Genomic DNA, 13865 nt, shown 5'->3' on the forward strand with positions numbered 1-13865 from the left:
CTGCCTGACTGCCTGACTGCCTGACTGCCTGACTGCCTGACTGCCTGACTGCCTGGATACCTGCATTGATATGCATGTAGTCTGCGTGGCGTGACGACAGACGTGCCGGAAATCCCGGCGCCGAGCATCTCGCCGCCGGGAATCCGACGGCCGCCCTTGCCCGTGGCAGGCGGCCGGGTGTGGGCGCTGGCGGAGGTGCGATGGGCAGCGGCTGCGGTGTTGGTGTTCGCCGCTGGTGGGGCGGCCCAGCTCGCCGGGGCCCTGGCGGCCGTGTGGTGGGGGCTGTATCTGGCCTGCTATGCCTGCGGCGGCTGGCAGCCGGCTGTGGCGGGAGCGCGGGCGCTGCGGGAGCGGACCCTCGACGTGGACCTGCTGATGATTGTCGCCGCGTTGGTGGCGGCCGGGATCGGACAGGTCCTCGACGGCGCGCTGCTGATCGTCATCTTCGCCACCTCTGGCGCGCTGGAGGCCGTGGCCACCCACCGCACCGCGGACTCGGTGCGTGCCCTGCTCACCATCGCGCCGGAGCAGGCCCTCCGGCTACGCCCGGACGGTGGGCAGGAGTTGGTCGACACCGCCGACCTGCGGGTGGGTGATGTGGTGCTGGTACGCCCAGGTGAGCGCATCGGTGCCGACGGCGAAGTCACGGACGGGGCCAGCGAGGTCGACCAGGCAACCATTACTGGCGAGCCGCTGCCGGTGGCCAGACAGCCCGGCGACGAGGTGTTCGCCGGCACGCTCAACGGCACCGGGATGCTGCGGGTGCGCGTGACGCGGCCCGCGGCGGAGTCGGTGCTCGCGCGCATCGTCACTCTGGTGGAGCATGCCTCGGCGGCGAAGGCTCGTACCCAGCTGTTCATCGAGAAGGTCGAGCGGCGCTACTCCGTCGGCGTGGTGGGTGCCACCGGGGTGCTGTTCGTCGTGCCGCTGGCCTTCGGCGCGGCGTTGCAACCGACGCTGCTGCGGGCGATGACGTTCATGATTGTCGCGTCGCCGTGTGCGGTGGTGCTGGCGACGATGCCGCCGCTGCTGTCCGCGATCGCCAATGCCGGCCGCCACGGCGTGCTGGTGAAGTCCGCCGTCGTGATGGAACAACTTGGGCAGACCGGCGTCGTCGCGTTCGACAAGACGGGCACCCTGACCGAGGGGACCCCCTATGTCGCCGAGATCCATCCCGTCCGCAACGGCGGATTGTCCGCGGATGAGCTGCTGCGCCTGGCTGCCGGTGCCGAACATCCCAGCGAACACCCCCTCGCGGCGGCGGTGGTGGCCGCCGCCCGCGAACGCGGCCTGTCCGTCCCACCCGCCGAGACCTTCACCTCCACACCCGGCCGCGGCGTGTCCGCGGTGGTCGAGGGCCACCGGGTGCAGGTCGGCAACCCGGCGCGGATGGCCGACCTGCACCCGGCGCTGTGCGGATCCTCGGCCGTCGAGCAGGTGACCGCCGCGGTCGGTGCGGCGCAGGCTGCGGGACGCACCGTGGGGGTGGTCGTGGTCGACGGTGTGCCCGTCGGGGTCCTCGCGCTCGCCGACCGCGCCCGTCCGCACGCCGCCGCCACCGTCACGGCCCTGACCACGCTGACCGGACGCTGCCCGGTGCTGCTCACCGGCGACAACCCTGCCGCCGCCGGCCGCCTGGCCGCCGAGATCGGAATCGAGGAGGTTTTCGCGGGTCTGCTCCCGGATGACAAGGTCACCCGGGTCCGTGGCCTGCAGGCGAGCGGGCAGCGGGTGCTTGTGGTCGGCGACGGCGTCAACGACGCGCCCGCCCTGGCTGCGGCGGATCTCGGTGTGGCGATGGGCCGCGGCGGTTCGGATCTGGCGGTGGAGACAGCCGATGCGGTCATCGTTCACGACGACCTGAGCACCCTGCCTGCCGTCATCGATCTGTCCCGCCGGGCGCGGCGCCTGGTGGCGGCGAACCTGGTCATCGCCGCGGGCTTCATCACCGCTCTGGTCGCCTGGGACCTCCTGGGCAGCCTGCCCCTGCCACTGGGCGTTGCCGGTCACGAAGGTTCCACCGTCCTCGTCGGGCTCAACGGCCTACGGCTGCTCCACAGTCGCGCCTGGCGCACCGGCGACCACACCGACACGGCGGGAACGCCGCCCGCCTGAGGTGCCGTGCCGGTTCGCCGACGACAGCGACCGACCTCCCTCGATCGGCACCGGTAGTCGCGGGCCGTCTGCGAGTGCCTCCGTTGCCTGCGTCAGGGCCGTGTTTGACGGGGTAAGGCATGCCTGTTACGGTCACGCACCAATAACGATAACCATTTCAGTTTTCATCATGTGGTGTCCGCCTGCGGGCGCACCGATGGGGAGGACGGGAGCGCTCTGTTGACTGTCGGCCAACCCATACGGCTGAACGGCATGTCCCGATCGCCGGGGGAGACCGGTGGGGCAGCGCGGATGAGCTCTGTCGCGACGCTCGGTCCGGCGCGTCGCACCACACCCGTCGCCGGCCCGGTGTCGCGGACCGCTCGTGGTCCACGAGGCACGTTTCTGATCACTGTCGTTGCCCTGGTGGCGGCGACCCCGATCGTTCTGGTCGCCGCCATCAGCGTCGGCGCGGTGTCGATCTCGCCCATTGATGTGTGGTCCAGCGTCATCGGTCACCTCGTCGGCGGCGGGGGTCACGCCTCGGCCGTCGACGATCAGATCATCTGGCAGATCAGGACACCGCGGGTGCTGCTGGCGTTCGTGGTGGGGGCGGGCCTGGCTGTAACGGGCGTCGTGCTGCAAGCGGTGGTTCGTAATCCGCTGGCCGACCCGTACGTGCTGGGAGTCTCCGCCGGAGCGTCGGTCGCGGCGGTCGCCGTGCTCACCCTGGGCGGGATCGCGACAACGGGGCTGTTGTCGGCCCTCGGGGTTTCAGGCGCCGCTTTCATCGGCGCCGTCGTCACCCTGGGTCTGGTGATCGCGCTGGGGCAGCGGCAGCGTCAGCTGGACCCCAACCGTCTGCTGCTCGCGGGGACAGCGCTGTTCTACCTCTTCCAGGCGGGCACGAGCTTCCTGCAACTACGGGTCGGGTCGAACCAGCTGGCCGCGGTGCTGTTCTGGTTGCTCGGGACGGTATCGGGAGCCGATTGGCACAAGCTGGGACTACCCACGTTCATCGTCACGGTGGCCACCCTGTGGCTGGTGACACAGGCCCGACACCTCAACGCCCTCCTGCTCGGGGACGAGGCCGCCGCCTCGTTGGGTATCTCGGTCAGCCGGCTCCGCGCCCAGCTGCTGGTCATCGCTGCGGCACTCACAGCGGCGGTCATTGCCGTCGCGGGGGGCGTCGGATTCGTCGGCCTCGTGGCGCCGCACTGCGTGCGTCTGCTCATCGGATCGGACCATCGCCGCCTGCTCCCGGTGGCGGCACTGCTCGGCGGAGTATTCCTCGTCCTCGCCGATCTAATCGGCCGCGTTGTGGCCCGACCGCTGGAACTGCCACTGAGCATCATCACCGCCGTGGTCGGGGTGCCTTTCTTCCTCGTGCTGCTGCGCCGGTCGGGGCGGATGGGGGGCGTCGCGTGATGCGACTTCGCCTGGATGGCGTGGGCGTGCGAATCGATGAAGCGCAGATCGTCCATGACCTGACCATCGACTGTCCGCCCGGCGCGTTCGTCGGTCTCGTCGGCCCGAACGGCAGCGGGAAGTCGACTGTGTTGAAAACCGTCTACCGGGCGGTGCGCCCGAGCACCGGGGCGGTCCTTCTCGACGAGACGGATCTGCTGCGGGACCTCACACCGCGCCAGTCCGCGCAGAAGGTCGCCGCGTTGACCCAGGAGCATCCCCACGGTTTCGACTTCACCGTTCTCGAAGTCGTCTCGGCGGGGCGGACACCGCACAAGAATGCCTGGAGTCTTATGTCACGGGCCGATCATGAGATCATCTCTGCTGTTCTCGATACCGTCGGTATGACCGCACACACCGAACGGACGTTCACCTCCCTGTCGGGCGGTGAGAAGCAGCGGGTCCTGCTCGCGCGTGCCCTCGTCCAGGAACCGTCGGTGCTCATTCTGGACGAGCCGACCAACCATCTCGACATCAGCACACAGCTGAACCTCCTGGAACTGGTGCGCTCGCTCGGGATCACAGTGCTGGCCGCGCTGCACGATCTCAACCTCGCGGCGGCATTCTGCGACCAGCTCCACGTCCTGCACAACGGCGTCATCGTCCGCGCGGGATCCCCCCGGGAGGTACTGACTCCCGATCTTATTGCGGAGGTTTTCAGGGTGCACGCTCATTGCGGTACCCATCCGGTGACCGGGCGTCTCCATCTTGCTTTTTCCAGCTTTCCCGCCGGCGCTGACCAGGCGGCAGCAGAATTCGAACTCGTCAAAGAAGGAAGCATATGAAAATCGCCTCCGCGTCGAAGGTCGTGGTTGCCCTGCTGCTGGCTTCCGCTGTCGGCCTCGCAGCCTGCGGATCCGACTCCACCACCGGGAAGGACAGCATCGCGGGACCAGCCCCGGCGGGGGCAACGGCCGGTGCCGGTGCCGCCTACCCGGTGGACGTCCAGAACTGCGGCCGCACCCTGCACTTCGACAAGGCTCCGACGCGCATTGTCTCGGGCTGGACGACCAACACCGAACTCCTGATCGCCCTCGGTGCGACAGACAGGATCGTCGGCCAGTACAACACCAGTAGCGGCACACCCTCGGCGCAGTACGCCGACACGGAGAAAAGGGTGCCGACGCTGAGCACATCCGCTCCGACCCGGGAGGCGCTCCTGGCGGCACGGCCCGATCTGATCTATGCGGACGGCTCCTATCTTTTTGACGGGCAGCAGTTGCCGACCATCAAGGATCTCAATGCCCAGGGCACCCAGGTGATGATCCTCAGTGGCTTCTGCACCGATGACGCCAGCAAGGCAAAGGTGCGCGACGTCGTCACGGACCTGACGGCACTGGGCACGATTCTCGGGGTCACGAGCAGGGCCGACGAGATCAAAGCCGACATCGACAACCGCCTGCGGCAGGTTGCCGCACAGGTCACCGGAAAGACTCCGGTTCCAGTAGCGATGATCAGCACCTTCAACGGGACCATCTACACCTATGAAGGGGTGTACAACGACATCGCGCAACTCGCCGGAGCGACGAACATCTACGCCGGTATCCTGCCAGCAGGCAAGTACTACGGCCAGCTCTCGGTCGAGGACATCACCAAGAAGAACCCCGGCACCCTCGTCTACCTGCTCAGCGGCAGCGAATCCGAGGACACGGCTCGCAAGTATCTGACGACGGCCCTCCCGACGCTGGAGGCGGTCAGGAGCAACCATGTGATCTTCCTGCCGCAGACTCATTCGACCAACCTCAGCGGCGTCGACGAGGTTGTCAAGCTGGCCGCCGCTCTGCATTCCTGACGATGACAGCCCTGTGATGAACGCGGTACCAATGTTCCGGCTGTTCCTGGTGAGCCGCGCCGTTTCGTGGGTCGGGACGGCGATGACACTGGTGGCGCTCCCGGTGTTGCTCTACCAACGCACCGGGAGCGCCGCTGCCGCGGGCGTGCTGGCCGGTCTTGAAGCAGTGCCCTATCTTGTCCTCGGGCTGCCGGCGGGTGCGCTGGTGGACCGATGGGACCAGCGACGCACGCTGATGCTCACCAGCTTCTCCAGCGGCCTGGTGATGGCAAGCATTCCCCTTGCGTCCTGGGCCGGGATCCTGACGACACCGCACCTGTTCATAGCCGCGGTCGGTGTTTCGTCTATCTTCGTGTTCTTCGACGCTGCCGGTTTCGGTGCTCTGCCGGCCATCGTCGGCCGCGACGCGGTCCCCGGAGCGACCGGAGCGATGGTGTCGGTGAGCACCGTGGTGAACCTGGTCGGGCCAGCTGTCGGCGGTGTCGCCGCGACCACCCTGGGCGCGGCGGGCGTCCTCGCGCTGGACGCGCTCAGCTATGTGCTCGCCGCGGTCCTGCTGACCCGGGTGCGCTGGACCGTGGAGCCGACCACCGGCAGCGCTGATGACGAAACCACCGACGACGGCACAGCCACCGGCCGACGGCGGGTCACCAGAACCCGCCGTGACATCGCTGAAGGGCTCCGGTACATCTGGGATCACCGCGTCATCCGGACGCTGACACTGCTCGGGACCGGCGCCAGCATCTCCGGCGGTGCGGTCAGCGGCCTGCTGGTCGTCGTCGCGGTTGAACAGTTCGGTCTTGCCGACGACGACTCCCGGATCGGACTGCTCTACGCTGCCGCGGCCTTCGGCACGCTGATCACCAGTATCTTCCTCAGCCGCATCCAACAGCGAGCCCCCACCGGTCTGATCACGCTGTGTGCACTCGGGGCCAGCTGGCTCGCGCTGATCTGGTGGTCGCGGAACACGGTATGGCTGCTGGGGCTGGGGATCCTCATATTGTGGCAGGCAAGTAACTCTCTGGTCATTCTCAACGGCATCGTCGTCCGGCAGGCCGTGACACCCCAACGCCTGCAAGGTCGGGTCAACACCACGGCACGGATGATCGCCTGGGGTGGAACGCCGCTCGGCGCCATGCTCGCTGGCGTGCTGGCTGAAGCCTGGGACATCCGGACAGCCCTGCTCGTCACCTCGTCGGGTGTCGGTGTGGCGCTGGCGATCGGAGTCGGGACGAACCTGCGCCGCACCGGCAAGCTTGCGGACCTCATCGGAGCGCGGGAGATGTCGGCGCCTGGAGCGCCCGCTGAACGCAATGACCAGCCGCTCACCGGAGCTCACACCGCAGTGGCACCCGAATAGCACTTCTCCGCACTACTTTCGCGTTACGCCGGAACATGCTACGGTCTTAATCGTAATGAAAACGGTTCTCGTTATGGAGAGGAGGTGGTCATGGAGGAGATCTCTTTCGAGGTGCTGACCGAGGAAGCGGTCCTCGCTGCCCCGCAGGACCCGACCACCCATGCCCTGGTGCAGAACCCGTTCGCGTGGGACGAGGAGAAGTAGTTCGCTGAACCGAAGGCGGTGAGCTACTCCTGGCCGTGGTCGCCGGTGGATATCCGCATCTCCCCGCGGCGCCGGCGACCACGGTGCCTGACCGAGGCCATTTGAGGCATCCGGCTACGCGAAAAGTACTGATAGTCGCGCAGTCTTTGGCCTACTGCGCTTGAAGAAAGGCACTCACGTGTTCGCGCCGGGTCATCATCTGTACCGAAGCGTCGACGGCAGTTGGCGTTACAGCGCACCCGGAGACGTCTTTGTTCGAATCGGCGGTGACGACCGGCTGCTCACGCTGGTACAGCAGCTCGAAGCCGGAGTCCCGGATGTGAGCGTTCCTGAGGCTGATCGGGTCGGCGTCGAGCGAATCATCGCCGCACTGACCGAACGCGGCGTGCTCGTGGATCCGGATCACAGCCTGCCCGTTCCAGCGGGTTGGAAAGTGCACATAGAAGGCGACGGTCCTCTCCCCGAGAAACTCCTCGAACTTCTCGACGAAGCCGAATGCACGGTGGGTTGCGTGGACGAACACGTGGTGGCTCGATCGGATGTCATCGTCAGCTGTGCGCAGTGGCTGCCGGACGCCCGATGGTGCCAGCTGGACAGCTGGTGCACGGAACACCGAACGCCGTGGCACGGATGCTATGCCGAGGGCACCACGTTCGTCCTCGGGCCTTTGTCGATCCCGGGGAGAACCGCGTCCTACCGGGACACCAGGGGCCGTCGACTCGCCGCGGCCGCACTACCCGACGAACTGATCGCCCACTGGGCATACCTGGACTCCGACGCGGTCAAACCGGCCGTGCGATTCACCCCGGCAGCCGTGCCGGTGCTGGCCGGTCTGCTCGCCGCGGATCTGCTGGCGTTGGCCGCGGGCGCCGGCGTCCCCAGCGAGGGCCACCAGCTCGTCATCGACCTCGCCACGCTCTCGATCACCCGCCATCGGGTACTTCCCCTGCCCGAACTTGCGGTCAACCCGGCATAGCCATGGGCAACGGCGCTATCGGCAACCGCGTAGGGGTGGGCGGCATCGACACGAACCAGTTCGTCCGTGCGGCAGACGGCGCCTTGATGGCCACCGACGTGTACCTCCCCGACGGGCTGCCCGCCCCGGCGATCGTCACCCGTACCCCCTACGGCCGGTCGGCACTGCTGGCAAACGGCATCGGATGGGCCAGGAACGGCTTCGTCTACATTGCTCAGGACGTACGGGGCCTCTACGGATCGGAAGGGATATGGATTCCCTACCACAATGAACGCTCCGATGGGCGGGCTCTCGTCGAATGGGTGGGCGAACAATCGTGGTGTGACGGGAACGTGATCCTCGCGGGAGCCTCCTACGGGTCGTTCACGGCATGGGCTGCCGCGCTTGCCGCGCCCGACCTCGTGCGCACGGTGATCAGCGAAGTTCCTGCCGCCGGGATGCGCCAAGCCAATTTCGAACCTTCGGGCGTACTGCGGCTGGCCGAATACGTCGGTTGGTGGATCGAGCATGCGGACGGCCGTACCAGCAGAAACGGGTTGTCCGCGCAGATGCTGCGATCCCGTCCGGACCTGTTGGCCACCTTCCAGTGGCCGAGATCGGCCAGCATCTATGGGCGCGGTTGCCCCATTGGTGGAGCACGATAGACCCGGATAAGTCCGACAAAGGAAAGACGGCAACCTGGGAGGCGGAACCGGGCGACCAGGAGCTTGCTTGCTGCGCACTGCCGTCCCTGCATATCGGCGGATGGTATGATCTGTTCCTGCCGCAGACCTTCCACCAATGAGCAACCGTCGGCAGCGGGTGCGATCCGCGACCGGCGCGAGGGCTCGTGGTCGGACCATGGGGACATGAACTGTCCGCCCCGAACTCCCACTCGGCCGGTGGCCGCGAGCACGGCCCCGAATCACAACTACCACTGGGCAGGATTCAGGTCGACTGGATTTCACGGGTGCTGGCAGGAGGCGACGCGTCGATCACGAAGGTTTTCCTGATGGAGGGCCAAAGGCGGCGCGATCATGTTTCTTTCGCGCTGCCGGAGGCCCAGGTCCCCGGGTCGATGGAGGACAAACAATGGTTGGATCACTGGCCGGCGTCGACCGGCATATTCCGGCTACACGCCACCGCGGACGGTGCGCTGTCACCGACGCCTCCGGATCAGACCGCCGAGCATCATTTCGACTACGACCCACTCGACCCCTTTCCCGCCCTCCCGGTCCATCGCGACCGGGCCGTCCTCGACGCCCGCCGCGACGCCGTAATCTTTCGAAGCTCCCCACTAACGCATCCCGCCGCCGTTGCCGGGTCGCCCACGGTCCGGCTGTCCGTACACACCACCGCCCCGAGCGCCGACTGGATCGTCCGCCTGGTACAGCGCTTCGACGACGGCCACGCACTCGAGATCACCTCTGGATCGGCTGTCACCGAGAGCAGCGTGCGCACCCTCGACGTCGTTCTCGGCGCCACGGCCCTGGTGCTTCATCCTGGCAGCCGGCTCGAGCTCCACGTCACCAGCAGCGATTTTCCACGGCTGGCACGTAATCTCAACACCGGCCTCGATCGATACACCACGAGTGCCACCAGGACAACCATCCAGACGATTCACAGCGGGCCGGTTCGCGGCTGTTTCATCGAATTACCGGTGATGGAGTACCAATGATTTCCGCAGATATTCCGCCGGCCGAAAGCCTGCTGGTCGACAGCCGGTTCGGTGTCATCACACAGGTCGTCCCGTACCGGCCGAGCCCCCGCATGCCCCGCTCCTGGGTCGGCTGGAGCGCACGGGCAGGCGACACCCGTACGTTCGCCGCGTGGGAGGGCGAACGATACGGTTTCGGCGCCTCCCTGGGAGATCATGATCGGGCGCGCAGAGCCGCTGTCGGGGAGGTCGTCGAACGCTACTGTGGGAACGCGGTACCCGAGGAGCTGGAGATTGCCAGCTACACCGACCTGACCGTGGCGGGACGAGGCGCGTTGGACCCGGCGGCCTTTGCTCTTTACTCCGACCACCAGTACAACGCCCGTGGCTTCCCCTTCGAGCGTTTCACCCGCGACCTCCCGGTAGCCTGGGTGCCCGGCCGCGACCTGCACACAGGGCAGCGGGTACTCGCGCCCGCGTCGATGGTCTACCTGAACTACTTCCGAGGCACACATGTGACGGAACCCGCCACCCATGCGATGCTGTACGCGGGAATCGCCACCGGCGAGAACCGCGAACATGCCGAGCGGTTCGCCCTGGAAGAACTCTTCGAACGCGACGCGAACACAATCTGGTGGGCAAGCGGAACGAGCCCGCAGACCGTTGTCGACGCCGCCGAGCTTCTGGCCCGGTACAACATGTCCCCGGACGACGGCACCGGACGGATTATCCGGCTGCTGCGCATCCCGGGGCAGTTCGACGTCCCGGTTCTCGCCGCGTTCATCGCCGAACCCGAACAGGGTCTCATCTCCTACGGCACGGCCTGTCGGGCCGACCCGCAGGAGGCGGCGAAGAAGGCCCTCGTCGAAGCCTTCGCGATGCTGGAGCTGACCGCCGAGCTGGCTGATGCCGACAGCGCGCACTGGCGGGCCCTGGCACGTGGAGAGATACCCGCACACGCCTACCGGCCCTACCATGCCGATCGGCGCTACGCCGAGGACTTCCGACCGGACTTCCATGATCTCGTCGATCTTCCCGCCGTCGCGCAGCTGTACCTGGACCCGCGCATGCAGGGGAAGCCACTCGACCGACTGCGGGACCGGACACGGCCCATCCGGCTCGCGGACATACCCGTGGTCGAGGAGACTCGGGCCCGTCAGCACTACCTGGACATCCTGGCCGAGCGGAACCTACGGGCCGTCTCAGTGGACGTGACCACGTCCGACGTCCGGGCCGCCGGTCTGACGGTGGTACGCGTGATCGTGCCAGGGCTCTACTGCAACCCTCCCGCCGCTTTTCCGTACCTCGGCGGCAGCCGGCTGTACACCGCGCCCACCGAGCTGGGCTGGGTCACCGAAGACCTGACCGAGGACACGTTGTACCCATACCCGATTCCTCACGTGTAGGGCACGCAGATGAATCTCTCCGCGATTCTTGACCCGAGAACGGGCATCATCCGCCGGATCGAGCGCAATACCATCGCGCCCACACTGCCACCCGAATTCTTCATGGTCACAGCTGTGCTTTCCGACACCACGAGGTTCTCCGCCTGGGCCAGCGACTTCGCCGGGGCCGGATATGCACTGCTGGACGAAAGCGCCGCGATCGGACCCGCCGTCGGAGAGGCTGTCGAGCGGTACTGCGGCAATCTGGTCCCGGCCGGGTTGCGCCGTGCCACGTTCGCCGAGCTCACCGCATCCGGCTGTCAGGTCGTCGATCCACGCTCGGTGGTCCTGTTTTCCCCCACGCAGTACGGCTCACCACGCTTCCCGTTCGTCGAATTCAGTGAAGATTTCGAACTGGAGTGGGTGTGCGGCACCCAGATGCCGACCGGAGCCGTCGTCTGGGTCCCGGCGAATCTTGTCTGGGTGTCGTACGCGCATCGGGCACCTGCCCGCCGCGTGCCATTCCTCAACCCGGTCCTCAGCTCCGGGCTGGCCGCCGGGGTTGACGAAGCCGGAGCCCAGTGGTCAGCGCTGTGCCAGATGGTCGAACGCGACGCCCTGACCATGGCCTGGCATGGTCGCCGGCCGCTGCGAGAAGTGATCCCGCCACCCTGGCTGGCGCAGCTCGGCGCAGGGGCGCAGGGGAGCCTGACGACCCGCTTCATCGAATTCCCCAACGAATTCGGAATGATCGTCATTGGTGCGCTGGTATTCGATGAGACCAGCGGCCACCTCTCCATGGGCGCGGCCTGCCGGACCACAGCGGAACCGGCGATGCGCAAGGCTCTGGCCGAAGCCTTCCAGCTGCAGATGTTCGTCGGCGATCTCGACGACCCAGACGGGTCGTACATGCGTGCCGCGCGTCGCCCGGACAGCCCACTCAAGCGGTGGCGAGCCGACCGGTTCTACCTCGACGACTGCCGTGATGATCTCGCCGACATCGTCGAATACTGTACCCACCTGCAGCTCTTCCTCGATCCGCGAATGCAGGACCGCCTGGAGGCCGAACTCGCTGATTCCATCACCGGGACGGTCACCTGGGAAAGCCTCGACACGGGCGCGCCTTTCGCCGCGACAACCGATCCCCTGATTCTCGCAGAAACGTTGGCGCGGGCAGGTCATCCGGTGGTGTCGGTCGACGTCACCACCGAAGATGTGCGTCCGACCGGTATGCGCGTCGTGCACACGCTGGCGCCCGGGCTGTACTCGAACTCGTCGGTCGGCCTGCCGTTTCGCGGTGGTACGCGGCTGGCCGAGCAACTTGCGGCGGTGGGTAAACCCCGCCGAGACTTCCCCTTGCCGCATTAGTCGGGTCGCCGACCGAGCGGGAACACCACCGTCGGGAACATCGAGTCGGGGATTCTCAGCAACTGCGTGACGATATGATCGTCGAAGGCCGTCACCGCACATGCGGCCAGCTCGAGGGCGGTCGCGACCAGGTAAAGATTTTGAACGGCAATCCCCGAGTCGACATGCAGCGTCCGGTAGTGGCGGATCGGGTATTTCACGAGCGTGGTATCCAGTCGGGCAACCAGAAAAACCATCACCGGTGCCCGTTCGGCGAAATCGGGTTGAACCAGCACCGAACGCAGCGCTGCCGTCGGGTCGCCGGACCACAATGTCTCCAGACAGTGACCGTCGGGTTCGTAGCGAAACACCCCGCCGGGTATGTCGCCACCGGGTTTGGCTGTCACGTATACCGTTAGTGATGGCAGGCCGCCCGCGGACGGAGCCATGCGTAACTGGTGCTTTCCACCAGCGGGCAACCGGACCGTTCGCTGCGGCCCAAGTGCCCACCGTAACAGCGACGACAGCTCCTCCGCGCCTGGTGGTTCGACATGAAACCGATAATGGGACTTGCGGGCTGCGAGTACCTCGTCGAGTCCGACCGCCACGTCCGACCGCGGTCGAGGTAGTGCAATCTGAGCCGTAGCCCTGGACAGCCCGTCAAGCACAACCTCACGGGTTGGGAGGCCGTTGAGAAGTCGCTGGATCTGCCGAACGCGGCCGATCGCGCTTGTCGTGTCACCCATACTCGTCCCCTCCGGCTCGGAGAATCGACTCCGATAATCATTAGAGATTTCCGTAACCTCCTGAGGCGTGCAACAGCTCGCGCCGGCGGCTGTCGCCCGATTCTTCCTCCGCCAGGTACGTGCCAGGCGTACGGCGGCCGATATGGGCGAGGACGCGGCTGACGTCGGGTTCGGGGGAGGAACCGGCGTCGCAGTTCCATCGAGTCGGGCAGGTCCGGGTCGAACCAACGGTCACAGTGGTTGTCGCCGCGTTCATGGCGAGTGTCGAGGCTCGGGCATGTGTTCTTCTCTCCGTATCTGGGAAGGGAGTCACCCATCGGCGTCGCAGGGCGGCGTCGAGCGGACCTCTGCCACGGCATATTCCACAGTCGATATGAAAACGATTTTCTTTAGTCTATCGGTTCATCGACGACCACGCCGGTCAGATCGTCCGTGAGGCCATCCACTACGTCCAGGAGGAGAAGTCGTGACCACCGCAACCGCGCACTCCCCGCACCACAGTGTCACCGAACACAGCCATGAGGCTGGGTGTGGGCACGTGGCCGTACCGCACGGCGACCACGTCGACTATGTCCACGACGCCCACCTGCACCGCTCACACGGGGACCACTACGACGAGTGTGAGCCCGCGGGGCACACCGAGTGTGGCGGGCACACTCACGCCCATGGCGACGGCTGTGGGCACGTGGCCGTGCCGCACGGCGACCATGTCGACTACCTCCACGACGGGCACCGGCACGCCGCGCACGACGGCCACTGGGATGATCACTGACGGTCGCACGCTGCCGAGTACCAGGGTGTCACGGCCTCCGTACCGGCCTCACGTCACGCCGGTCGCGCCGGTCGCCGGTCAGCGAC

At 66.7% G+C, this 13865-nt stretch carries 13 protein-coding genes; 12 read left to right on the forward strand and 1 reads right to left on the reverse strand.

Going from position 1 to position 13865, the window contains the following annotated elements:
* The first annotated feature begins 102 nt into the window (after positions 1-102).
* The 11 genes from DD1DGNOD_RS10220 (at position 103) to DD1DGNOD_RS10260 (ending at position 12282) form a co-directional block, all read left to right on the forward strand.
* Positions 103-2115: a heavy metal translocating P-type ATPase gene (locus DD1DGNOD_RS10220; protein WP_283234674.1), complete on the forward strand. Its 2013-nt coding sequence runs from the start codon at positions 103-105 to the stop codon at positions 2113-2115.
* Between the two features lie 291 nt (positions 2116-2406).
* Positions 2407-3522, forward strand: coding sequence for a FecCD family ABC transporter permease (locus DD1DGNOD_RS10225; protein ID WP_165034900.1), 1116 nt, complete (start codon positions 2407-2409; stop codon positions 3520-3522).
* Positions 3522-4346, forward strand: a complete 825-nt coding sequence (locus DD1DGNOD_RS10230; RefSeq protein ID WP_165034905.1) for an ABC transporter ATP-binding protein — start codon at positions 3522-3524, stop codon at positions 4344-4346. Before DD1DGNOD_RS10225 ends, DD1DGNOD_RS10230 begins: the two co-directional genes overlap by 1 nt.
* Positions 4343-5353, forward strand: coding sequence for an ABC transporter substrate-binding protein (locus tag DD1DGNOD_RS10235; RefSeq protein ID WP_131766404.1), 1011 nt, complete (start codon positions 4343-4345; stop codon positions 5351-5353). The genes DD1DGNOD_RS10230 and DD1DGNOD_RS10235 overlap by 4 nt, the downstream gene beginning before the upstream one ends.
* A gap of 16 nt (positions 5354-5369) precedes the next feature.
* Positions 5370-6713, forward strand: a complete 1344-nt coding sequence (locus DD1DGNOD_RS10240; RefSeq protein ID WP_241255627.1) for an MFS transporter — start codon at positions 5370-5372, stop codon at positions 6711-6713.
* A 90-nt stretch (positions 6714-6803) separates the two neighbouring features.
* The gene (locus DD1DGNOD_RS29210) at positions 6804-6917 is read left to right on the forward strand and encodes a streptamidine-related RiPP repeat protein (RefSeq protein WP_241251414.1); all 114 of its coding nucleotides are present in this window, start codon (positions 6804-6806) and stop codon (positions 6915-6917) included.
* 178 nt (positions 6918-7095) lie between these two features.
* A complete protein-coding gene (locus DD1DGNOD_RS10245; protein ID WP_131769983.1) occupies positions 7096-7893 on the forward strand; it encodes a hypothetical protein in 798 nt (265 codons plus the stop codon).
* A 2-nt stretch (positions 7894-7895) separates the two neighbouring features.
* Complete coding sequence (locus tag DD1DGNOD_RS29215; protein ID WP_241255628.1) at positions 7896-8537, forward strand: CocE/NonD family hydrolase; 642 nt, start codon at positions 7896-7898, stop codon at positions 8535-8537.
* Positions 8538-8722: 185 nt separating this feature from the next.
* Positions 8723-9550: a CocE/NonD family hydrolase gene (locus DD1DGNOD_RS29220; protein WP_241255629.1), complete on the forward strand. Its 828-nt coding sequence runs from the start codon at positions 8723-8725 to the stop codon at positions 9548-9550.
* A complete protein-coding gene (locus DD1DGNOD_RS10255) occupies positions 9547-10935 on the forward strand; it encodes a YcaO-like family protein (protein ID WP_131769984.1) in 1389 nt (462 codons plus the stop codon). The genes DD1DGNOD_RS29220 and DD1DGNOD_RS10255 overlap by 4 nt, the downstream gene beginning before the upstream one ends.
* Positions 10936-10944: 9 nt before the next feature.
* A complete protein-coding gene (locus DD1DGNOD_RS10260) occupies positions 10945-12282 on the forward strand; it encodes a YcaO-like family protein (RefSeq protein ID WP_131766407.1) in 1338 nt (445 codons plus the stop codon).
* Here DD1DGNOD_RS10260 and DD1DGNOD_RS10265 read toward each other — a convergent pair.
* The gene (locus tag DD1DGNOD_RS10265; protein WP_131769985.1) at positions 12279-13007 is read right to left on the reverse strand and encodes a SagB family peptide dehydrogenase; all 729 of its coding nucleotides are present in this window, start codon (positions 13005-13007) and stop codon (positions 12279-12281) included. The genes DD1DGNOD_RS10260 and DD1DGNOD_RS10265 overlap by 4 nt on opposite strands.
* Positions 13008-13473: 466 nt before the next feature.
* Between DD1DGNOD_RS10265 and DD1DGNOD_RS10275 the strand changes: the two genes are divergently transcribed.
* Entirely contained in the window at positions 13474-13779 is a 306-nt protein-coding gene (locus DD1DGNOD_RS10275; protein ID WP_131766410.1) for a hypothetical protein, read from the forward strand.
* Positions 13780-13865 lie beyond the last annotated feature (86 nt).

This window comes from Candidatus Protofrankia californiensis (assembly GCF_900634765.1).
Taxonomy (GTDB): domain Bacteria; phylum Actinomycetota; class Actinomycetes; order Frankiales; family Frankiaceae; genus Protofrankia; species Protofrankia californiensis.